20 protein-coding genes and 1 tRNA gene are annotated in these 21996 nt (G+C 66.5%); 9 read left to right on the top strand and 12 right to left on the bottom strand.

Features of this window, described 5'->3' with window-relative positions:
• Position 1: 1 nt before the first annotated feature.
• On the bottom strand, positions 2–973 hold the full coding sequence (gene selD / locus ACNQS7_RS19070) for a selenide, water dikinase SelD (protein ID WP_418013762.1): 972 nt from the start codon (positions 971–973) through the stop codon (positions 2–4).
• A gap of 583 nt (positions 974–1556) precedes the next feature.
• Between selD and ACNQS7_RS19065 the strand changes: the two genes are divergently transcribed.
• The 3 genes from ACNQS7_RS19065 (at position 1557) to selB (ending at position 4783) form a co-directional block, all read left to right on the top strand.
• Positions 1557–1650: transfer RNA gene (locus tag ACNQS7_RS19065), tRNA-Sec, on the top strand.
• A 38-nt stretch (positions 1651–1688) separates the two neighbouring features.
• A complete protein-coding gene (gene selA, locus ACNQS7_RS19060; RefSeq protein WP_418013761.1) occupies positions 1689–2996 on the top strand; it encodes an L-seryl-tRNA(Sec) selenium transferase in 1308 nt (435 codons plus the stop codon).
• An 11-nt stretch (positions 2997–3007) separates the two neighbouring features.
• Positions 3008–4783 (top strand): selenocysteine-specific translation elongation factor, encoded by a 1776-nt coding sequence (gene selB, locus ACNQS7_RS19055; protein ID WP_418013760.1) that lies wholly within the window; start codon positions 3008–3010, stop codon positions 4781–4783.
• Here the strand turns inward: selB and ACNQS7_RS19050 are convergent.
• Genes ACNQS7_RS19050 through ACNQS7_RS19040 form a run of 3 tightly spaced genes read right to left on the bottom strand, consistent with a single transcriptional unit; the run spans position 4762 to position 6470 of the window.
• Positions 4762–5535, bottom strand: coding sequence for an SDR family NAD(P)-dependent oxidoreductase (locus tag ACNQS7_RS19050; RefSeq protein WP_418013759.1), 774 nt, complete (start codon positions 5533–5535; stop codon positions 4762–4764). The genes selB and ACNQS7_RS19050 overlap by 22 nt on opposite strands.
• Entirely contained in the window at positions 5502–5627 is a 126-nt protein-coding gene (locus ACNQS7_RS19045; protein ID WP_418013758.1) for a hypothetical protein, read from the bottom strand. Before ACNQS7_RS19045 ends, ACNQS7_RS19050 begins: the two co-directional genes overlap by 34 nt.
• Positions 5628–5645: 18 nt before the next feature.
• Positions 5646–6470, bottom strand: coding sequence for an SDR family NAD(P)-dependent oxidoreductase (locus ACNQS7_RS19040; RefSeq protein ID WP_418013757.1), 825 nt, complete (start codon positions 6468–6470; stop codon positions 5646–5648).
• Between the two features lie 47 nt (positions 6471–6517).
• On the opposite strand from ACNQS7_RS19040, the gene ACNQS7_RS19035 reads away from it, so the two are divergent.
• Together ACNQS7_RS19035 and ACNQS7_RS19030 are read left to right on the top strand one after the other, a co-directional pair.
• A complete protein-coding gene (locus ACNQS7_RS19035; RefSeq protein ID WP_418013756.1) occupies positions 6518–7096 on the top strand; it encodes a TetR family transcriptional regulator in 579 nt (192 codons plus the stop codon).
• A 49-nt stretch (positions 7097–7145) separates the two neighbouring features.
• A complete protein-coding gene (locus tag ACNQS7_RS19030) occupies positions 7146–8402 on the top strand; it encodes an adenylate/guanylate cyclase domain-containing protein (RefSeq protein ID WP_418013755.1) in 1257 nt (418 codons plus the stop codon).
• Here ACNQS7_RS19030 and ACNQS7_RS19025 read toward each other — a convergent pair.
• Together ACNQS7_RS19025 and ACNQS7_RS19020 are read right to left on the bottom strand one after the other, a co-directional pair.
• On the bottom strand, positions 8399–9424 hold the full coding sequence (locus tag ACNQS7_RS19025; RefSeq protein ID WP_418013754.1) for a phosphotransferase family protein: 1026 nt from the start codon (positions 9422–9424) through the stop codon (positions 8399–8401). The two genes, ACNQS7_RS19030 and ACNQS7_RS19025, sit on opposite strands and share 4 nt — an antisense overlap.
• Positions 9421–10635, bottom strand: coding sequence for an acyl-CoA dehydrogenase family protein (locus ACNQS7_RS19020; protein WP_418013753.1), 1215 nt, complete (start codon positions 10633–10635; stop codon positions 9421–9423). Before ACNQS7_RS19020 ends, ACNQS7_RS19025 begins: the two co-directional genes overlap by 4 nt.
• A gap of 79 nt (positions 10636–10714) precedes the next feature.
• Between ACNQS7_RS19020 and ACNQS7_RS19015 the strand changes: the two genes are divergently transcribed.
• Positions 10715–11821 carry an NDMA-dependent alcohol dehydrogenase gene (locus ACNQS7_RS19015; protein WP_418013751.1) on the top strand — a complete coding sequence of 369 codons (1107 nt, stop codon included), beginning with the start codon at positions 10715–10717 and terminating at the stop codon, positions 11819–11821.
• On the opposite strand, the gene dmpG is transcribed toward ACNQS7_RS19015, so the two are convergent.
• From dmpG to ACNQS7_RS19000, 3 genes are read right to left on the bottom strand one after another with little or no spacing between them, the layout of a single operon-like run.
• Positions 11815–12828 (bottom strand): 4-hydroxy-2-oxovalerate aldolase, encoded by a 1014-nt coding sequence (gene dmpG, locus ACNQS7_RS19010; protein WP_418013750.1) that lies wholly within the window; start codon positions 12826–12828, stop codon positions 11815–11817. The genes ACNQS7_RS19015 and dmpG overlap by 7 nt on opposite strands.
• Positions 12825–13748, bottom strand: a complete 924-nt coding sequence (locus ACNQS7_RS19005) for an acetaldehyde dehydrogenase (acetylating) (protein ID WP_418016059.1) — start codon at positions 13746–13748, stop codon at positions 12825–12827. Before ACNQS7_RS19005 ends, dmpG begins: the two co-directional genes overlap by 4 nt.
• A gap of 32 nt (positions 13749–13780) precedes the next feature.
• Positions 13781–14530 carry a 2-keto-4-pentenoate hydratase gene (locus tag ACNQS7_RS19000; protein ID WP_418013749.1) on the bottom strand — a complete coding sequence of 250 codons (750 nt, stop codon included), beginning with the start codon at positions 14528–14530 and terminating at the stop codon, positions 13781–13783.
• A gap of 100 nt (positions 14531–14630) precedes the next feature.
• Here ACNQS7_RS19000 and ACNQS7_RS18995 point away from each other — a divergent pair, with 100 nt between their 5' ends.
• The 3 genes from ACNQS7_RS18995 to ACNQS7_RS18985 are packed head-to-tail and all read left to right on the top strand — an operon-like array spanning position 14631 to position 18044.
• Entirely contained in the window at positions 14631–16202 is a 1572-nt protein-coding gene (locus ACNQS7_RS18995) for a bifunctional 3-(3-hydroxy-phenyl)propionate/3-hydroxycinnamic acid hydroxylase (protein ID WP_418013748.1), read from the top strand.
• Positions 16199–17065 (top strand): alpha/beta fold hydrolase, encoded by an 867-nt coding sequence (locus ACNQS7_RS18990; RefSeq protein ID WP_418013747.1) that lies wholly within the window; start codon positions 16199–16201, stop codon positions 17063–17065. Before ACNQS7_RS18995 ends, ACNQS7_RS18990 begins: the two co-directional genes overlap by 4 nt.
• A complete protein-coding gene (locus tag ACNQS7_RS18985; RefSeq protein ID WP_418013746.1) occupies positions 17058–18044 on the top strand; it encodes a VOC family protein in 987 nt (328 codons plus the stop codon). The genes ACNQS7_RS18990 and ACNQS7_RS18985 overlap by 8 nt, the downstream gene beginning before the upstream one ends.
• Before the next feature lie 2 nt (positions 18045–18046).
• Here the strand turns inward: ACNQS7_RS18985 and ACNQS7_RS18980 are convergent, their stop codons facing one another.
• The 3 genes from ACNQS7_RS18980 to ACNQS7_RS18970 all read right to left on the bottom strand — a co-directional run bounded on the left by ACNQS7_RS18980 (position 18047) and on the right by ACNQS7_RS18970 (position 21958).
• Positions 18047–20284: an NADP-dependent isocitrate dehydrogenase gene (locus tag ACNQS7_RS18980; protein WP_418013745.1), complete on the bottom strand. Its 2238-nt coding sequence runs from the start codon at positions 20282–20284 to the stop codon at positions 18047–18049.
• An 85-nt stretch (positions 20285–20369) separates the two neighbouring features.
• On the bottom strand, positions 20370–21389 hold the full coding sequence (locus ACNQS7_RS18975) for an NAD(P)H-dependent flavin oxidoreductase (protein WP_418013744.1): 1020 nt from the start codon (positions 21387–21389) through the stop codon (positions 20370–20372).
• 5 nt (positions 21390–21394) lie between these two features.
• Complete coding sequence (locus tag ACNQS7_RS18970) at positions 21395–21958, bottom strand: TetR/AcrR family transcriptional regulator (RefSeq protein ID WP_418013743.1); 564 nt, start codon at positions 21956–21958, stop codon at positions 21395–21397.
• Positions 21959–21996: the final 38 nt, after the last annotated feature.

Below are 21996 nucleotides of genomic sequence, written 5' to 3'. Positions count from 1 at the left end.
GCTAACGAATTTCGATGCCGCTGCCCGCTACGGTGTGGCCGACAACGGGATAGCCGGGCAGCTCACCGACCACGAGCAGTCCGCCGGAGGTTTGGGCGTCGGCCAGCAACAGCAAATCGTCTTCGGTTACCCCGCTTGTGATTTCGAGGTGGGGCCGTACCCAGTCGAGGTTGCGGCGGCTGCCGCCGGAGACGAACCCTTCCTGCAGCGCGGTCCGGGCGGCCTCGAGCACTGGCACCGCGGCGCGGTCGACGACGGCGCCGACGCCGGAGGCCCGGCACAGTTTGTGCAGATGCCCGAGCAGCCCGAACCCGGTCACGTCGGTGGCCGCTTGGACACCCGCCTCGAGTGCCGCCTCGGACGCGTCGCGGTTGAGCCGCGTCATGAGGTCGATGGCTTCCTGGCACACCTCACCGGTCTGCTTGTGCCGGTTGTTGAGCACGCCGACGCCGAGTGGTTTGGTCAGGGTCAGCGGCAGCCCCGGGCGGGCAGCGTCATTGCGCAGCAATCGCGCGGGGTCGGCGACGCCGGTGACGGCCATTCCGTACTTGGGTTCCGGGTCGTCGATCGAATGCCCACCGATCACCGGGCAGGCCGCCTCGGACGCCACCGCGAGGCCGCCGCGCAGCACTTCGGTCATCAACTCCAGCGGCAACACGTCGCGCGGCCAGCCGACGAGATTGATGGCAACGACCGGGCGCCCGCCCATCGCGTAGATGTCGGACAGCGCGTTGGCGGCGGCGATGCGTCCCCAGTCGTAGGCGTCGTCGACGACCGGGGTGAAGAAGTCCGCGGTGGACAGCACCGCCAGATCGCCGACCCGGACAGCGGCGGCGTCGTCACCGTCGTCGAGTCCCACCAGCACATCGGGGCCGGCCTGACCGGTGAGCCCGCGCACCGCCTCTTCCAGCTCGCCGGGTGGGATTTTGCAGGCACAGCCCCCGCCGTGCGCGTAGCCGGTGAGCCGCGTCATGGGTCCGAGCGTACGTGGGCGGGCCCGCACCGGTTCTTGTCGCGGCGCGGTGGGCAGATCGCGATGCGGCGCAAGAATCCCGCAAGAATTACGCGAACCTCCGGCAAGTGACCGCCCGTAGAACTAACCACATGTTGCGATTAACTCTTGTGGGTCTGACCGCGGTCGGCTCTCTGCTCATCGGTCCGGAACTGGCCGCAGGTACCGCTCACGCTAATCCCGCACCGATGGTTTGCCAGGATGGAAGCACGTTAGCCACCCCAACGAACAGCTGCACCTACCAATGGTGCCCAGGCTCACCGATCATGAAGCACATGCCCAATTGGGACATGACCGTCTGCCACCCTTGGTATTTCGATCAGAACAGCCCGGTGACCGACTCGGTCATCATCGAAGGATTTCCGCCGCCGTATCCGCCAGGGCCGCCGTGCATACCCCTGATCACAAGACTCATTTGCGAGTGACTGAAGGGGCAGTCGCCGGCAGGGAAAGGCCGGCCCGAGCAATCTCCGGCCGCCCCGCCGCGCGAGCTGCCCACCTCACCGCGACCACGGCTCACCGCCCGGCCTGTACGTTTACCCGTGGAGGCGTTTGGGTTCCTGGTGGTCCCCCCGGTCTTCAAAACCGGTGAGATCGAGCATCTCGGTCTGGCGGGTTCGATTCCCGTCCGCCTCCGCTTTTGCTTCAAGAGTGAAAGCCCACCGAGAGAGGTCACGTGACGCAGCTCGACCCGCGCCGACTGATCCCGCGCACGGATCAGTTGCTGGCCCTACCGGCTGTGCAAGAGCAGCGAGAAAGGCTGGGCGACAAGGCTATCCGCGTGACGATACGCGAAATCCAGGAGCGGGCACGGCACGGCGCCCTGGGCCCCGACCAGGTGCCTGAGGCACTTGAACACGCACTGGCCGCACAGGCCACCACCTCGTTGCGGCCGGTGCTCAACGCCACTGGTGTCGTCGTCCACACCAACCTCGGCCGCGCACCGCTGGGCGCGGGCGCGGTCGCCGCCTTGGTCGCTGCGAGCGGCTACGTCGACGTCGAACTCGACCTCACCACCGGCACCCGCTCCAAACGTGGCGTCGCAGTGCGTGAAGCGCTGCGGACCGCCTGCCCGGCGGCCGAGGACGCCCTCGTCGTCAACAACGGTGCCGCCGCCCTGGTGCTGGCGACCACCGCGCTGGCCGCCGGCAAAGACGTGATCATCAGCCGCGGGGAGCTCATTGAGATCGGAGCGGGCTTCCGACTGCCCGACCTGATCGCCTCGACCGGCGCGCGACTGCGCGAAGTCGGCACCACCAACCGCACCCATCTCAAGGACTACGAGGCGGTGCTGGGTCCGGAAACCGGCTGCGTGCTCAAGGTGCACCAGAGCAACTTCCGGGTGGAAGGGTTCACCGCCGCCGCATCGCTGACAGACCTGCACACCCTGAGCGCGTCGCGGCGCATTCCGCTGATCGCCGACCTGGGCAGCGGGCTACTCCAGCCGGACCCGGTGCTGCCCGACGAGCCCGATGCCGCCACCGCCCTGGCCGAGGGCGCCGACATCGTCATCGCGAGCGGCGACAAACTGCTCGGCGGACCACAGGCGGGGATCATCCTGGGCCGTGCCGAGGTGATCACCAGGCTGGCGCGGCATCCACTGGCCCGCGCGGTCCGCGCCGACAAGCTGACCTTGGCCGCCCTAGAGGCGACGGTCCGTGCCGGCGGCTCCCCGGTGACCGCGGCTCTGCACGCCGACAACGACCGGTTGCGTGTCCGCGCGCAGCGATTGGCCGACGCGGTCGGCGCGACCCTCGTCGCGCATGACGGCCGCGTCGGAGGCGGCGGTGCGCCCGGCGTGCCGCTACCCGGGTGGGCGGTCCGCCTGCCGGAGTCGACCGCGGCGCCGCTGCGGGCTGGACAACCTGCGGTACTGCCCCGGGTGCACGACGGCGCCTGTCTGCTGGATCTGCGTTGCATTCCCGAGGCCGACGACGACCGCCTGCTGGCTGCGGTGCGCGCGGCACTGGACGGAAAGTCCTGAGCACTCATGTCGTGGCCACCGCGGGCCACGTCGACCACGGCAAGAGCACGCTCATTCACGCGCTCACCGGCATGGAGCCCGACCGCTGGGAGGAGGAGCGCCGCCGCGGCCTGACCATCGACTTCGGCTTCGCTTGGACCACGCTGCCATCCGGCCGCAAGGTCGCCTTCGTCGACGTGCCGGGCCACCAGCGCTTCCTGGGCAACACGCTGGCCGGTCTCGGTCCCGCGCCGGTGGTGTGCTTCGTCGTCGCCGCCGACGAGGGCTGGCGCGCACAATCCGACGACCACCGCGACGCCGTTGCGGCACTGGGCATTCAGTACGGCCTCATCGTGATCACCCGCGCCGACCGGGCCCCGCAGCGTGGCGCCGAGGTGCTCGCCCAGGCCCGCGCCGAGTTGGCCGAAACCGGCCTGCGCGGCGCCCCGGGCGTCATCGTGTCGGCCGTCGAGGGCAGCGGGCTCGCCGAGTTGCGTGCGGCCCTGGACGGCGTACTGACGCAAGTGCCGGCACCCGAGACCAGCGCCCGGGTGCGGCTGTGGGTGGACCGTTCCTTCACCATCACCGGCGCCGGCACGGTGGTGACCGGCACGTTGCCCGCCGGGACACTCACCGTCGGCGACCGGCTGGACCTGTTCGGTGCGTCGCGCATCCGGTCGGCGACGATCCGCGGATTACAGAGTTGTGGGCAGCCGTTCCCCTTGCTGGGACCTGTTTCACGGGTGGCGCTGAACCTTCGCGGTGTGCCCCGCGAAGCCGTGCGCCGCGGCGACGCGCTGATCACCCCGGGCGCATGGCCGGACACCCGACTACTCGACGTGCGGCGCACCTCCGGCGGTGCGTGGAGTGAGGCCCCGACGCATCTGGTCGCTCATGTCGGCACGGCGGCCGTGCCGGTGCGGTTGCGCCCTTTCGATGACGACCATGCCCGGCTCACCCTGGACCGGAGCCTGCCGTTGGTGTTCGGCGACCGGCTGGTGTTGCGCGACCCGGGCAGCGTCCGGATTCTCGGCGGTGCCGAGGTGCTCGATGCCGAACCTCCGGCGCTGCGCCGGCGCGGCGACAGCGGGCGCCGCGCAGCGATGTTGGCGCGCGCGGAACCCGGCGGTGACGTCGAGGCCGAGGTCGCGCGCCGGGGAGCCGTGCCGGAAACTCACCTGCGCCGGTTGGGATTGCTGCCGCACACCGTGCCTCCGCAGGTCCTCGTTGTCGACGGGTGGTGGGTGTACCGCCCGACGCACGAGGCGTGGCAGCACCGGCTGCGGGCCGCGGCCGAAGAGCTGCGCGCGCGAGATCCGTTGGCTAGCGGCTTGTCTCGGGGCGCGGCTCGCGACCTGCTGGTGCTGCCCGACGAAGCGCTGCTGGACGGGGTTGCCCGCGCCGCCGGGCTCGAGCAGGACGGCGGCACCATCCGGCTACCCGGCACCCGTAACGAACTCGGTGATGCCGAAGCGTCGATCATGGAGCTGGAGAAGAAGTTATCCGCGGAGCCGTTCGGTGCGCCGGAAGCCTACGAATTGCAGGCGCTGAAACTGGGCACCCGCGAACTGGCCGCCGCCGAGCGCGCCGGGCGTGTGTTGCGGTTGCGCGACGGCGTGGTGCTGTTGCCGAACGCACCCGCGCTGGCCATGCGCGCCCTGGCCACGCTCGATCAGCCCTTCACCACAAGCCAAGCGCGCCAAGCGCTTAACACCACGCGGCGGGTCGCGATTCCCCTCCTCGAACACCTCGACGCCCGCGGGTGGACCCGCCGACTGGATGCCGGTCACCGCGAAGTGGTGCGCTGATCCGCTGCCGGGAAGTCTGCCCTTTCGCTGAATGCCGCCCACCGCCGAGCTTCGGCGTTGCGCTCGTCGCCGCTCGCGAGCGCCTGCTGAACAGCATTGCGCCCCAGAAGGAGTCGTCTAGGCGGTTCCGGCTGACCGACTACGTCGATGATCACCTCGGCGGCGCGGACAGGGTCTCCCGCTTGACTTCCGTTGGTGGCTTGCCGCATGTCATGCATACGTCCGACGGTGTCGCGGTAGTCAGGCCCCGGTTCGTGCATCGTCATCGACGACCCTTGCCAGTCGGTGCGGAACGCGCCCGGTTCGACGATGATCACCTTGACTCCGAACGGGCTAATCTCGCTGGCGAGCACCTCGGAGAACCCTTCGACGGCGAACTTTGCCGTCTGGTAAGCGCCCATGCCGGGTGTCCCGCCGACACGACCGCCGACTGAGGAGAACTGAACGAACACCCCTGACCTCTGCCGGCGCAGCACGGGTAGCGCCGCACGCGTCACATTCACCAAACCGAACAGATTGGCTTCGATCTGTGCGCGAAACTCGTCCATGCTGACCTCTTCGATCGCGGCGCTGTCGGCGTACCCTGCGTTGTTCACCACAACGTCGATGCGCCCGAACTCGGCGATGGCGAAATTTACTGCCTTGGAGCAGTTTTCCACGTCTGTGACATCGAGGGGATACGCCCGGACGTGCTCTGGATAGCTCGCAACGAGGTGTGTCAGCGCTTCGGGTCGGCGTGCGGTGGCCACCACGCGGTCACCGTGGGCCAGCAAGCGTCGACCAGTGCCGCACCGAAGCCGCGTGAGCTACCGGTGACGAACCAGACTTTCGAGGTGCCCGGCATGCTGTTCCTTCCAGTCGGTCAGGCGACGTTGCGAATCGCGCCGCCGTCGACGCGTAAGACGGCTCCGCTGACGTACCCGGCGTGCGTGCTGGCCAAGAATGCGACCGCGGCGGCGACTTCGGCAGGACGCCCGAAGCGTTCAATATCGTTGGGAGCCCACGCGTTCGTTGCGGCGGCTTCGATGTCCTCCCATCTCGGACCCCAGCCGAGTTGGGCGGCGGCCTGTGTCGCCATGTCTAGAACCGATTCGGTGAGAATGGCTCCTGGCGCAACGGTATTGGCGGTGACGCCGGTGCCTGCGAGTTCTCGGGCCAAAGAAACGGTCAGATTGTGCCGCGCGGCCAGGGTAGCGTTGTAGTGCGGTTGACCGGCACCGGGCTGAATCGCCAGTCCTCCGCCGATCTCGATGACTCGCCCCCAACCTCGCCGGCACATCCCGGGGACCAGCCGCTCGATCATGCGCACACCGGAGATGACGTTGGACTGATAGATGTGCGCCCATTTGTCGGTGCTGACGTCCCGCCAACCCAGTCCGTCGTAGTAGCCGGCGTTGTTGACCAGGATGTCGATGTCGCCGGTGGCGGCGGCCACCCGCTCGGCCCCGGCATCGGTACTCAGGTCCCCCATCACCGCGAGTGCTTCACCGCCCCCTGCCCGGATCTTTTCGGCGGTGGCTTCGGTGCACACGACATCCCGGCCATGGACGATAACCGAGACATTCTCTGCCGCAAGCGTTTCCGCGATAGCGCGGCCCAGACCCCGGCTTGAACCCGTCACGAGCGCCCGCTTGCCGGACAAACCCAGATCCACCAGCGCCCCCTTGTCTACGGCTGTATACTTCACTACATGTATACAACCGTAGACCTGTTGCTGTCCAGTCAGTCGACGTCGTGACGTCGCCGGAACCGCGTGCACGCAATGCCGCAAGTACCCGCCAGGCAATTCTTCGCTCGGCTATCCGGCACTTCGCCCGTGCCGGATATGACGGCGTCGGCGTGCGCGACATCGCCGCGGATGCGGGGGTTACCGCGATGATGGTCAACCGATATTTCGGATCCAAGGAGCAATTGTTCGCCGAGGCGGTCGAGGCGTCCTTCGCGCCGCCGGCAATTGTCGGAGAGAGTTCGCAATCAATCCCGCACGAGATCGCCGCCGCACTCGTTGCGAGGACGAATCCGAACGCGGAACCGTTGGAGCCGTTCCTGATCATGTTGCGCTCGGTGTCGAATCCTCGCGCTGCGGCGATCATCCGCGCCGCGATCGAGCGTCACGTGGGACATCGCCTGGCCAGACAACTGCCGAGAGCCGGGCGTGCGATTCGAAGTGAGGTGGTCATGGCGGTCATCTCCGGCATTCTGCTGATGCGGAGGGTCGTTGACACCAGGGCATTTGGCGAGGCTGACTCCGACGAGCTAACCTCCATTTTGGAGGCGGTCTTTGCTGCGATCATCGAGACGCCACTGCCATAGTGCGGCAAATGGATCCGAATGACCGCTGCCGCCGGGCTATTCTGCAGGCATGGCGCTCGAAGCGCATCAAGCGGCGGCGGTGCCGGTCACGAGTCGACGTCGCCGTCTGCCACCGCGCAACGTCAGCTATCCCAAAAGCGATACCCGCCAGAGGCGTGTTCTGGTCAGAGCCACCAGGATAGGCGCCGTCGTCAGCGCCTTCTACACCTTGCTCGGGATATTCATCGGGCGCGATGCGCTGGCGATCACGATCCTCAGCGCCTTCAGCACCGTCGTCTATCTCGCGATCCCGCTGCTGTACCGCTTCGGCGAACTGATCGCGCCGATGGTCTTCATCGTCGCGGCATACATGCTGATCACCGTCCTGTGCTTAAGCATCGGCACCGGAACCGGAATCCAGTTCTATTACCTGGTGGGCGCAACGATCGTCTTGCTGGTCCTCGGCATCGATCACATCGTCCTGGCCTCGGTGATGGCCGCGGTAGGTGCCGTGCTGACGGTCGTGTTGCAGATGACGGTGCCTGAAAAGACGGGTGTGCAACCGGATTGGGCCTATGACTTCAGTTATATCGTCTCAGTGACCACATCCTGGCTCATGGTGATGGCGATCGTATGGTCGGCGTTGCGCGAAATCACTCGTGCCGAACGGGTGATCGAAGCGGAATACCTCCGGTCGGAGTCGTTGCTCGTCAACATTCTGCCGGCGAAAATCGCTGAGCGGTTGAAGGATCCGTCACGGACCGTCATCGCTGACAGGTATGACGATGCCTCGGTGTTATTCGCCGATATCGCCGGTTTCACCAGTAGAGCCAGTGATACCCCGCCCACTGACCTGGTCCGGTTCCTGGATCAGCTCTACATCAAGCTGGATGCCCTGGTCGACCGGCACGGGCTGGAGAAGATCAAGACCAGCGGCGATTCGTACATGGTCGTCAGCGGAGTGCCGGATCCACGCCCAGACCACCTCGAAGCGCTGGCTCAGCTCGCACTCGACATGGCGCAGGCCGTTGCCGGTCTGAAAGATCCACGGGGGCGGGCTGTTCCGTTACGGATCGGCTTGGCGGTCGGTCCCGTGGTCGCTGGTGTGGTCGGAGCGCGCAAGTTCTTCTACGACGTGTGGGGCGATGCCGTCAACGTCGCGGCGCGGATGGAGACCACCGACGTCGAGGGCCGCATCCAGGTGCCCCAGGACGTGTATGACCGGCTCAATGACCGATTCGTGTTCGAGGAACGCGGCGACATCGACGTCAAAGGCAAGGGCGTGATGCACACCTGGTATCTCGCCGGCAGAGCTCCCGGGCGTTAAATCCCCGCCGCGTCGGCGATTTCGCGTGCCTTCTGCACCCTGGCGTCGATCCACGCGACGACGGGTGTTCCGGCCGAGGCCTTGTTCTGCGGTTCGTCCATCGCCCGGCGCATCACCCCTTCGGCGATGATGGCCAGCTTCCACAGCCCCAGCGCATGCCAGTACTGCAACGCGGCGGTGTCGCGTCCCGTCTCGTCCAGGTACAACCGGGTCATCTCCGCCCGGTCCGGAAAACCTTCCAGTGTCGAGGGCGCGTAGTCACCGCTGAGCGCTTCACCCGGCTCGGCCCAGTAGGTGAGCAGACTGCCCATGTCGGCCAGCGGATCGCCCAGTGTGGACAGTTCCCAGTCCAGCGTCGCCACGATCTCACCGGTCTCCGGTGACGTGATCAGGTTGCGTAGGTGAAAGTCGCCGTGCACCAGGCTGACCTCGCGCTGCTCGGGCGCGGCTGCAGCCAGCCGGCGGGTGAGGTCGTCCAGGTCCGGTAGTTCGCGCGTCTTGGAGAGCTCCCACTGGCCCGCCCAGCGTTTGAGCTGACGCTGGGCGTACGGCTTGTGGCTGGCGAGGTCGCCCAGGCCCACCTCGTCGAGGTCGACCGCGTGAATCTTGGCCAGGGTGCGCGGTAGGTCGACGGCGATCTGATGCCGTTGCCGCGGCGTAAGCGCTTCGGCCACCCCCATGGTGTCGACCACCAGTCCATCCACGAACTCCATCAACACCAGCGGCACGTCGCAGAAATCGGAATCCGTTGTCGTCGCGATGATCTGCGGTACCGGCACCGGGGTGTCCGCCAGCGCCGCGATGATGCGCGCTTCCCTCAGCACATCGTGCGCCGAGGCCAGCAGATGGCCCAGGGGCGGCCGGCGCAACACCCAGGCGCGGCCCCCCGCATCGCTGACCCGGTACGTGAGATTGGACTGGCCGAGGCCGATCCGCCGAAACTGCAACGGTGCTTCGAACTCGATCCCGAGCGTGGTGAGCCAGCGTGCCACCGCGTCAGGGTCGAGGCCGACGACCGTCACTTAGGCGTCCGGTACTTGCGCAGCTCCTGACTGGCGATGGACCGCTTGTGCACCTCGTCCGGGCCGTCGGCCAACCGCAAGGTGCGCAGATGCGCCCACGCCATGGCCAGCGGGAAGTCGTCGGTGACACCGCCGCCGCCGTGGACCTGAATGGCGCGGTCGACGATCTTGAGCGCGATGTTCGGTGCGGCGACCTTGATGGCCGCGATCTCGGTCCTGGCTTCCTTGTTGCCGACCGTGTCCATCAGGTACGCGGCCTTCATGGTGAGCAGCCGGATCATCTCGATGTCGATGCGGGACTCGGCGATCCAGTCACGGATGTTGGCGTTGGCACTGATCGGCTTGCCGAAGGTGACCCGCGACTCCGCTCGCCGGCACAGCAGTTCCAGCGCACGCTCGGCCATCCCGATTGCCCGCATGCAATGGTGGATCCGGCCCGGGCCCAACCGGGCCTGGCTGATCGCGAAGCCTTCCCCCTCGCCCTTCAGGACGTCCTTCGACGGCACCCGCACGTCCTCGAAGTCGATCTCCGCGTGTCCCTCGCGGTCCTGGTAGCCGAAGACCGACAGATTGCGCCGGACCGTGATGCCCGCGGCGTCGATCGGTACCACCATCATCGACTGCTGACGGTGCGGTGCGGCGTCCGGATCGGTCTTGCCCATCACGATCAGAACTTTGCAGTTGCGGTGCATTCCATTGGAGGCAAACCACTTTCGGCCATTCAGGACGTAGTCGTCACCATCGCGGACCATGGACATCTCCACGTTGGTGGCATCCGAGCTCGCGACCGCCGGCTCGGTCATCGCGAACGCCGAGCGGATCTTGCCATCCAGCAGAGGCTTGAGGTAGCGCTCCTTGTGCTCGTCGGTGCCGAACAGCGTCAACACCTCCATATTGCCCGTGTCCGGGGCGCTGCAGTTGCACGCCTCCGACGCCAGGTGGCTGCGGCCCATGATCTCGGCCAGCGGTGCGTACTCGAGGTTCGTCAGTCCCGGCCCCCACTCGGGATGTGGGTGAAACAGATTCCACAGGCCCCGCTTTCGCGCCTCGGCCTTGAGGTCCTCCAGGATCGGTGGGTGGAAGTGCGGGTCGCCCGCTTCCCGCATCTGCTCGTCGTAGACGACCTCCGACGGGTACACGTGCGAATCCATGAACTCGAGCAGGTCCGATTGGTACTGCTGGGCGCGCTCGGAGATATCAAACAGGGCCATACCAGTGGTCTACACCACCCGCGGGATAGGCCCCTTCGCGGCATCGCCAACCAGGCGGTTCGCACGTTACCTTCGACGGATGAAGACAACAGCCGCGGTCCTCGTCGAAGCGGGCCGGCCATTCGAACTGATGGAACTCGACCTGGATGGGCCGAGAGAGGGCGAAGTCCTGATCAATTACACCGCGGCCGGGTTGTGCCATTCCGACCTGCACCTGACCGACGGTGACCTGCCGCCTCGCTTCCCGATCGTCGGCGGCCACGAAGGAGCCGGGGTCATCGAGGACGTCGGCCCGGGCGTGACGAAGGTGAAACCCGGCGATCACGTCGTCTGTAGCTTCATCCCCAGCTGCGGACACTGCCGGTACTGTTCCACCGGCCGGCAGAGTCTCTGCGACCTGGGCGCGACGATCCTCGAAGGGTGCATGCCGGACGGATCCTTCCGATTTCACAGTGGCGGAACGGATTTCGGCGCTATGTGTATGCTCGGGACCTTCGCCAAGAAGGCCACCATCTCGCAGCATTCGGTGGTCAAGGTCGACGACTGGCTACCGTTGGACGTCGCGGTGCTGGTCGGCTGCGGCGTGCCGACGGGATGGGGCAGCGCCACCTACGCGGGCAATGTCCGCCCCGGCGACATCACCGTGATCTACGGCATCGGCGGAATCGGTATCAACGCCGTCCAGGGCGCGGTGCATGCCGGCGCCAAGTACATCGTGGTGGTCGACCCGATCGCGTTCAAACGCGACGCCGCGCTCAAGTTCGGTGCGACGCACGCCTTCGAAGACGCCGCGGCGGCCGCCGAGAAGATCGGTGAACTGTCCTGGGGCCAGGGCGCGGACCAGGCCATCGTGACCGTCGGCACGGTCGACGAAGACGTCATCTCGGCGGCGTTCGACGCCGTCGGCAAGGGCGGCACCGTCGTCGTCGTGGGCCTCGCCGATCCCGCGAAGGCGACCGTCCACGTCTCCGGGGGCATGCTCGTGCTGACCGAAAAGACGATCAGGGGGTCACTGTTCGGCTCGGCCAACCCGCAGTACGACATCGTCCGGCTGCTGCGCCTCTACGACGCGGGACAACTCAGGCTCGACGAACTCGTCACGACGAAGTACCGCCTCGAGGACGTCAACCAGGGTTATCAGGACCTGCGGGAGGGCAAGAACATTCGAGGCGTCATCGTTCACTGAGCGCCCGGGGCGGTGAGGTCCAGCGCGATATCGACCAGCATGTCCTCCTGCCCGCCGATCATGCCGCGGCGGCCCGCCTCTTCCAGCAGCGTCCTGGCGTCGATGCCGTAGCGAGCCGAAGCCTCTTCGGCGTGCCTTAGGAAGCTCGAATAGACACCGGCGTACCCAAGCGTCAACGTCTCGCGATCCACTCGTACGGGCCGGTCCTGCAGGGGACGGACCAGGTCGTCGGCGGCGTCCTGGAGTGCGTGCAGGTCGCAACCGTGCTGCCAACCGAGCTTGTCGGCGGCGGCGACGAAGACTTCCAGCGGTGCGTTGCCGGCGCCGGCGCCCATCCCGGTCAACGACGCATCGACCCGGGTTGCCCCGTGCTCCACGGCCGTGATCGAGTTGGCCACCCCCAGCGACAGGTTGTGGTGCGCGTGGATCCCGATCTCCGTTGTGGCCGAGAGCATTTGGCGCACCGCATCGACGCGTTCGGCGACGTCGCGCATGGTCATCGCACCACCGGAATCGACCACGTACACACATTCGGCGCCGTAGCCCTCCATCAGTCTGGCCTGTTCGGCCAGTGCGGTGGGCGTGGTCAGGTGGCTCATCATCAGGAACCCGGCGGTGTCCATGCCGAGTTCACGGGCGGCCGCGATGTGCCGGGCGGAAATGTCGGCCTCGGTGCAGTGTGTGGCGACGCGGACCACGCTGGCACCGGCGCGGTGCGCGTCTTTCAGGTTGCGAACGGTGCCGATGCCGGGCAGCACCAGCGTTGCGACCCGAGCGTGCCGCACGCTGGCTGCGACGGCCTCGATCCATTCCAGGTCGGTGTGTGCCCCGAAGCCGTAAACGCAACTGGATCCGGCCAATCCGTCTCCGTGCGCGACTTCGATGGAGTCCACGCCGGCGGCGTCGAGTGCCGTGGCGATCGCCACCGCTTGGCGCAGCGTGTACTGGTGCCGGACGGCGTGCATCCCATCACGGAGGGTGACGTCGCTGATATAGAGGCCAGTCATGATGCGGCCCGGGCGGTTTGGCGGGCGATGCGCTCGGCGGTGGCCTGCGCGGCGGCGGTCATGATGTCCAGGTTGCCGGCGTAGGCAGGCAGGTAGTCACCGGCCCCGGTGACTTCCAGCATCGCGGTGACCCGGGTGCCGGAGAACTTGCCGGTTTCAGGTATGTACAGGGGTTTGTCGGAGGTGAAGGTTTCGAACTGCACACCCTGGGTGAGCCGGTAACCGGGCACGTAGGCGTTGACGCGTGCCACCATGTCGGCGATCGATGCCCGGATCGCGCCGTGATCGGCGTCCCCATCGACCAGACAGTAGACGGTATTGCGCATGAACACCGGTGGGTCGGCCGGATTGAGGATCATGACGGTCTTGCTGCGTTGGGCACCTCCCACGGATATCAGTGCTGCCGAGGTTGTTTCGATGAACTCATCGATGCCGGCGCGGGTTCCGGGGCCCGCGGACTTAGACGAGATGCAGGAGACGACTTCGGCGTAGGAGACGACGCCGTGCTCGGCAATCGCGGCCACGATCGGCACCGTCGACTGGCCGCCGCAGGTCACCATGTTCAGGTTGGCCCGGTCGAGGTGGTCGTCGAGGTTGACCACCGGGACGCAGTATGGGCCGACGGCAGCCGGGGTGAGGTCGAGCACGCGTACCCCGGTCGGTTGCAGCCTCGCCCAGTTGGCCCGGTGGGCGTTGGCAGATGTCGCGTCGAATACCAGCTTGAGGTCGCCGAATTGTGGCATTGACAGCAAGCCCGCCACACCGTCTGCCGTGGTGGGGACGCCAAAGACGCGGGCGCGTGCCAAACCGTCTGAATCGGGGTCGATGCCGGCCATCGCGACCACTCGAAGCGGGCCGTCGCTACGCAGGATCTTGATCATCAGGTCGGTGCCGATGTTGCCCGAGCCGATGATCGCCACCGGCCAGTCATGTTGCGCCACTGCAGTTTCCTCTACGTGAAGGTGAGAGACACGGTGCCGAGTGTGTCGATGGCCGCGGTGGCGACGTCACCGCTTGTCACGAATGCAGCGGTGGTGAAGGACCCGGACATCACGAACTGGCCCGCGGGGAGTTCGGTGTCGAACTCGGCCAGCGCGTTGGCCAGCCAGGCGACCGCTGCCGCGGGGTCGCCCATCACCGCATCGCCGGTGCCGTTGAGCACCAGCGACGCGACGACCTGCGGCAGGCAGAGGTCGCCGGTACAGGGGAACCACTCGCCGATCGCTACCGCGCCCGAACTCGCATTGTCGGCGACGGTGTCGGCCAGGGTGAGCTGCCAGTCCGCGATGCGGCTATCGACGATCTCGAGGGCCGCGGCGACGGATTGCGTTGCGGCATAGACGTCCGCGACGGTCACGCCGGGGCCGCGCAGCGGATCCCGCAGCAGGAAAGCGATCTCGGGCTCCACACGTGGGCTGCAGAACCGCGACGCGTCGACACTTCCGCCGGCGATCACCATGTCGTCGAGGATGAAACCGAAATCCGGTTCGTCGACACCGAGCAGCTCCTGCATGGGCCCGGATGTCAGGCCGATCTTGCGGCCCACCAGCACCGCACCGGCAGCCAGACTGCGCCGCAGATTGATCTGTTGAATCGCGTAGGCGTCCGCGACTCGCAGCCCGGGCATGGACTCGGTTGGGGGCCGGATCGGGGCGCGTTCACGGGCGGCGATCCAGAGGGCGTCGGCGGTATCGGTGAGCACTCGTACTCCTGGGCATTGACTCCGTAGTGATCATTACATTACCGTAGGGATCACTACGGTACAAGTGTCGATGACGACACGCAGAGAATGAGAGTCAGAGATGAGCCAATCGGGATCACCGGCCTGTTCAACGCCGACCTACGACGTGGCGATCGTCGGGTATGGGCCGGTCGGCGCCACGGCTGCCAACCTGCTGGGCAGGCAAGGTCTGAAAGTCGTCGTCATCGAACGCGATCCCGATATCTACAGTCGGGCGCGGGCGATCTCGACGGATGAGGAAGTGATGCGCGTCTGGCAGTCGGTGGGGCTGGCCGACCGCTTGCAGCAGGACATGTTGCCCGATCGTCCGGTGGCCTTCGTAGACGCGGCCGGCGCTCCGTTCTACGAGACGACCATTACGGGGCACGGCTACGGCCATCCGCCTCAGCAGTTCATTTATCAGCCGGCCGTCGATCAGGTATTGCGCGAGGGGGTGGCCCGTTTCGGCAACGTCGAGTTGATGCTCGAGCACGAATGCCTGCGGGTGATCAACAAAGGCGACCACGTCGAGCTGATGCTGGCCGATCTTCGCTCGGACCTCTTCAAGCGGGTCCGCGCCTCATATGTGATCGCAGCCGACGGCGGCTCCTCACCGACGCGCGGGCAGTTGGGCGTCGGCTACTCGGGCAAGACCTACACCGAACGGTGGGTCGTCATCGACACCAAGGTTGTCAAGGAATGGGACGCCCACGACCGCTTGAGGTTTCACTGCAACCCCGCTCGTCCCACCGTCGACTGCCCGACACCGCTGGGCCACCACCGGTGGGAGTACCCGGCCCGCCCCGGCGACACCGACGAATACCTCGTCAGCGACCAAGCCGTGTGGAAGGTGCTCAACGAACAGGGCATCACCGACGAGCACGTCAAGGTACTGCGTGCCGTCATCTATCGCCATCACGTACGCACCGCCGACCGGTGGCGGGTGGGCCGCGTGTTCCTGGCCGGTGACGCCGCACACGCCATGCCGCCGTGGATCGGCCAGGGCATGGCCGCCGGCGTCCGCGACGTCGCCAATCTGTGCTGGAAGATGACCGCGGTGCTGCGAGGCAAAGCACCCGAGGCGCTGCTGGATTCGTATGAGAAAGAACGCAAACCGCATGTCATCGAGGTCACCAGACGGGCGGTGCTGATGGGCCGCGTCATCACCGAGCACAACGAGGTGCTCGCGGCCGTCCGCAACCACGTGCTGCGGGTGATCACCAAGGTGCCGGCGATCACTCGGCAGGGGCAGAAGCTCTACTGGGTTCCCGAGGCCCACTATCCCGACGGATTCTTCGCCGGGGCCGGTCACAGAGCAGAGGGCCGGCAGATCATCCAGCCCCGCGTCAGCGACGACACCGGTGCCACCGTGCGCCTCGACGACGTCCTGCAGGGCCGTTGGACGCTGCTGCACATCGGCGCTCCGCCGCCCGGCGCGCAGGCATGGTCACAGCGCGGTGTCATGGCCTTTCCGGTTCGCGACCGCATGCTGACGGCCTGGCTCACGAAGCACAAGGCCACCGCCGTGGTCGTACGCCCGGACGGATTCGTCTACGCAGCAGCCGATTTCGCGGCGTCGTTGCCGCCACCGCCGCCCGGTCTGGACTGCGCCGTCAGCACCCCGGCGGCGATCGCGAGCGGGGCTCTCGCATGACCAGCATCGACTTGGCCGAACGGACCGTCGTCGTCAACGGTCAGCCGATCTTCTACGCCGAAACCGGAAGCGGGGCGCCGGTGGTGCTACTGCACGGGGGCGGGCCCGGCGCCTCGGGCGTGACGAACTACTCCCGCAACATCGACGCCCTCGCGCGGCGGTTCCGGGTGATCGTCCCCGACATGCCGGGGTACGGCCGTTCCACCAAGACACTGGACCAGTCCGATCCGTTCGGTTCCCTCGCGGATTCGATCCGGGGTCTGCTCGACGAACTCGGCATAGCGACAGCACATCTGGTGGGCAACTCCTACGGCGGCGCCGCCGCGTTGCGGCTCGCGCTGGACACCCCCGACCGGGTCGACAGGCTGGTCCTGATGGGTCCCGGCGGAATCGGTACCACCCGGGCACTGCCCACCGCCGGCCTCAAGAGCCTGCTGTCTTATTACGGCGGCGACGGCCCGAGCCGCGACAAGCTGGCATCTTTCATTCGCACTTACCTTGTCTACGACGGTGATTCGGTGCCCGACGAGTTGATCGAGTTGCGTTATCACGCGTCGATAGATCCCGAAGTGGTGGCCGATCCGCCGCTGCGCCGTCCGTCGGGACTGCGCACGCTGTGGCGCATGGACCTGACCCGAGATGCGCGGTTGAGGCATCTGCAGACACCGACATTGGTGCTGTGGGGTCGTGACGACAAGGTCAACCGGCCAGCAGGTGGACCGATGCTGCTCAACATGATGCCGAACGCCGAACTGGTCATGACCTCCCATACCGGCCACTGGTTGCAGTGGGAACGGGCCGGGCTGTTCAACGAATTGGTATATGAGTTCCTGCAACCGGATTCGAGGTTGGCTCATGCGTGACGTATTCGGCCGGGTGCACCTCGGCTACCTCGTTATCGAGACGAACAAGTTCACCGAGTGGCGCAGATTCGGACGCGATGCTCTCGGTATGCACCTCGACGATGCCATGCCCGACGTCCAGCGATTTCGGCTGGACGACCACGAATGTCGCTTCCTGCTGCAGCGCGGGCCCGCCGAGGACGTCGCCGCGCTGGGCTGGGAGGTCGACGATCACGCTGCCTTCGACGACATCGTCTCCCGCGTCACCGGTCACGGCGTCCCCGTCACCAGCGGCACCGACGAGGAGGCCGCGTTGCGCGGTGTCGAGCGACTGGTGCGGTTCCCCGGCCCCAACGGCCTCACCCAGGAGATCTTCACCCGCGCCAGGACGAGTAGTGTCCCGCTCGCCGTCCGTGGCGGATTCGTCACCGGCGCCTCGGGATTGGGTCACGTCGCGCTCACCAGCAAAAAACCCGAGCAGGTCCGCGGTTACTACCAGACCGTGTTCGACGCCCGACTGACCGATTTCATCGACGAAACCATCAATGGGCTGAAGTTCAAGATCCGCTTCCTGCGGGTGAACGAGCGCCATCATTCGGTGGCGATCGCCGCCGTCAACCGGTTGCCGCTCAACCCGATTCGGACCCGGGTGCAGCACTGCAACATTCAGGTGGCCTCGCTGGACGACATGACGACGGCCTATCAGCGGGTCAAAGAACTCGGCTTCGAGATGGCGCTCGGCGTCGGCCAGCACACCAACGACCGGGAACTGTCCTTCTATGCCGTGACGCCGTCCGGCTTCGAATGGGAGGTCGGTTGGAACCCAGTCGTCGTCGACGAAACCACTTGGGAACCAACGACGCATCAGGGCATCAGCATCTGGGGCCATACCCCGGAAGGTCAGAGCATCATCGACAAGCTGAACCAGTTCAAGGTCGGAGCACAGTCGTTGTGGCACCGCGAAGACACCGTGCCCGCACTGGCGGGCACCACCGGGTGAAGCTAGTCGCGGGCTGCCTCCAGCGCGTCGTTGAACGTCTTGCTCGGCCGCATCACCGCCGCGGTCTTGTCCGGGTCCGGGTAGTAATAGCCGCCGATGTCGGCCTCCTCGCCCTGCACCGCATTCAGCTCGCGCACGATGGTGTCTTCGTTCTTGGCCAAAGCTTCGGCGAGCGCGGCGAAGTGCTTCTTCAGCTCCTCGTCGTCGTCCTGCGCCGCGAGCTCCTGCGCCCAGTACAGGGCGAGGTAGAACTGGCTGCCCCGGTTGTCGAGCTCGCCGGTCTTGCGGGACGGGCTCTTGTCGTTCTCCAGCAGCTTGCCGATCGCGGCGTCCAGCGTCTTGCCGAGAATCTTGGCGCGCTCGTTGCCGGTCTTGATGCCGATGTCCTCGAAACACGCACCCAGCGCCAGGAATTCGCCGAGGGAGTCCCAGCGCAGGTGGTTCTCCTCGACCAGCTGGTGGACGTGCTTGGGCGCAGAACCACCCGCACCGGTTTCGTACATCCCACCGCCGGCCATCAGCGGCACGATCGAGAGCATCTTGGCGCTGGTACCCAACTCCAGGATCGGGAACAGGTCGGTCAGGTAGTCGCGCAGGATATTGCCGGTGGCGGCGATGGTGTCCAGCCCGCGGACCAGGCGCTCGAGCGTGTACCGCATGGAACGCACCTGGGACATGATCTGAATATCGAGTCCCTCGGTGTCGTGTTCCTGCAGGTACATCTTTACCTTCGTGATCAGTTCGTTCTCGTGCGGCCGGTAGGGGTCGAGCCAGAACAGCACCGGCATCCCGGAGTTGCGTGCCCGGTTGACGGCCAGCTTGACCCAGTCGCGGATCGGCTCGTCCCGCACGATCGGCATACGCCAGATGTCGCCTTCTTCCACGTTCTGGCTGAGCAGCACCTCGCCGGTTTCGGCGTCCACGATGTTGGCGACCCCGGCCTCGGGTATCTCGAACGTCTTGTCGTGGGAGCCGTACTCTTCGGCCTGCTGCGCCATCAGGCCGACATTGGGGACGGTGCCCATCGTCGTCGGGTCGAACTGGCCGTTGGTCTTACAGAAGTTGATGATCTCCTGGTAGATGCGGGAGAAGGTGGACTCCGGGTTGACGGCCTTGGTGTCTTTCGGCCGCCCGTCGGCGCCCCACATCTTGCCGCCGGCCCGGATCATCGCAGGCATGGACGCGTCGACGATCACGTCGCTGGGCGAGTGGAAGTTGGAGATGCCCTTGGCCGAGTCGACCATCGCCAGTTCGGGGCGGTGCTCATGGCAGGCGTGCAAGTCGCGGATGATCTCGTCGTGTTGTGACGCGGGCAGCGACTCGATCTTGTTGTACAGATCGACCAACCCGTTGTTGACGTTGACGCCCAGCTCGTCGAACAAATCCTGGTGCTTCTCGAAGGCGTCCTTGTAGAAGATGCGCACCGCATGCCCGAACACGATCGGGTGGCTGACCTTCATCATGGTCGCCTTGACGTGCAGTGAGAACATCACGCCCGTCTTGTGTGCGTCTTCCATCTGCTCTTCGTAGAAGTCGCATAGGGCCTTCTTGCTCATGAACATGCTGTCGATGATGTCGCCATCCAGCAGCGACACCTTCGGCTTGAGCACGATGGCCTCGCCGCTCTGGGTGACCAGCTCCATCCGCACGTCGCGGGCGCCGTCCACCGTCATCGATTTCTCGCCGTGGTAGAAGTCGCCGTGCTTCATGGTCGCGACGTGGGTGCGCGAGGCCATCGACCACGGGCTCATGCTGTGCGGGTGCTTGCGGGCGTATTCTTTGACCGCCGTGGGCGCTCGCCGGTCGGAGTTTCCTTCGCGCAGAACGGGGTTCACCGCGCTACCTAGGCAGTTGCCGTAGCGCTTCCGGAGCTCCTTTTCCTCGTCCGTCTTGGGGTTCTCCGGGAAGTCCGGAATCTTGTAGCCCTTGCCCTGCAGTTCCTTGATGGCCGAGACCAGCTGCGGCACCGAGGCGCTGATGTTGGGCAGCTTGATGATGTTGGTGTCCGGGTCCTGGGTCAGCTTCCCCAGCTCGCCGAGGTTGTCCGGGACGCGCTGGTCTTCGTTCAGCTGGTCGGGGAACTGGGCCAGAATCCTGGCCGCCACCGAGATGTCACTGGTCTTGATCTTGATGCCCGCCGGCTCGGCGAAGGCCCGGACTATCGGCAGAAATGCGTAGGTCGCCAGCAGTGGCGCCTCGTCGGTCAGCGTGTAGATGATGGTCGGCTGCTCGGCGCTCATGCGTGTTCTCCCGGCGTCAGTGTCGGTCCGTTGGTGAGGGGCTCAGTTCATCGCCAGCCACACCAGCGACCCTAACGTAACGCCGTCACAAACCACCCGCGAGTCTTCCCAAGATCTCCGCGGTGGGTTCGTCGGTCGCGTGCCGGTAGCCCGTGCCTGCCCAGAGATGGACGAAGTCCGGTTGACCCGCCGCGGCCGCGGCCTTGCGCAGCGGGCTGGTCAGGTGGTGGATGGCGGGATAGCCCCATGGCGCGTCCGCCTCATGCGCGTCGATGAAGGCGTTGCGCAGGCCGCGGGCGGGCCGGCCGGTGAACGCGCGGGTGATGACGGTCTCGGTTCGGGCCGGGTCGACCAGGGCGGCCCGGTGGGTGGCCGATGCGCCACTTTCGGTCGCGCGCAGCAGCACGGTGCCGACGACGGCCGCCGCGGCGCCGGCGTGGATCACTTGGGCGACCGCCTGCGGGGTGGCCAGTCCGCCTCCGGCGATGACCGGGAGGCCGACCGCCCGGGTGATGTCCGCGACGAGCGTGGTGATCGGAGTCGGGACCAGCGGCTCGGTCGGGGTGAGGGTGCCGGAATGCCCTCCGGCGGTGTGGGCCTGGACCGCCAACGCGTCGACGCCGGCGTCCCGGGCGGCAACCGCCTCAGCCCGGTTGGTGACGGTCTGCACGACGATGGTGCCGGCCGCCTTGAGCGCCTGGATCACCCGCTGCGGCGGGATGCCGAACGTGAAGCTGACCAGTGGGACGGGGTCGTCCAGGAGTAACTGGATCTTCTCGTCGAAGCTGTCGGTGTCCTCGACGGGCTCGGCGGGCAGGGTGAGGCCGAACCGCACGGCGTCGCGCTGGATCTCAGCGGCGTACCAGCGGTAGAGCTCAGGGTCTACCGGCAGCGGGTTGGGTGCAAAGATGTTGACGCCGAACGGGATTGATTCGGCACGGACTTGCCGGATCTGTTCCTCGACGGCTTGTGCCGTCTTGTACCCGGCCGCGACCATGCCTAGACTGCCGGCGCGGCCGGCCGCGATGACCATCGCAGGGGAGGTGGGGCCGCCGGCCATCGGCGCGGCCAGCACGGGCAGGGTGATTCCGAGTTGCGACAACATGGTGATCAGCTCCGTCGAAGACCGTCCAGGGCGACGTCGGTCACCCGCTCGGCGAGGTCGGCGTTGTATCCCTGCATCGCCTGACATCCCACCAGCAGTGTTTTCACTTCTGGCACACCGACATCCGGCCGGGCGGTACCGGCTTGTTGAGCGGCGTGCAGCAACTCGGCCAGCATGCCCAGGAATTCCTCCTCGGCCTGGGGGACCGCCTTGTTGACGTCTATCCCGATACCGGCCAGAGCTTCCACCAGGCCCCGGTCGGCGGCACCCCACTGCAACACCATCGACCTCAGGAACGTGAACAACGCCTGGCCGGGGTCTCCGGACTCCAGCAGGGCGCGGCCCTCGTCGATCAGGTGGTGCATCCGATCGGCGATCACTGCCTGAAACAGCGCGTCTTTGGTCGGGAAATGGCGATAGACGGTGCCCGCGCCCACGCCCGCGCGCCGCGCGATTTCGTCGACAGGCACCGACAGGCCCTCGGCCGCGAAGGTCTGATAAGCGATGTCCAGCACCCGCGCCCGGTTGCGGGCGGCGTCGGCCCGTACCGGCCGCTCGGTGGTGGCCACTGCCTACCTCCCTGACACCAACGGTTGACAAAACGGGG

Source organism: Mycobacterium sp. 23, from assembly GCF_048287075.1.
In the GTDB taxonomy this organism is placed as follows: Bacteria; Actinomycetota; Actinomycetes; order Mycobacteriales; family Mycobacteriaceae; genus Mycobacterium; species Mycobacterium gordonae_B.
The sequence above is the reverse complement of the archived record's forward strand: the minus strand, read 5'-3'. Positions and strand labels throughout refer to the sequence as shown.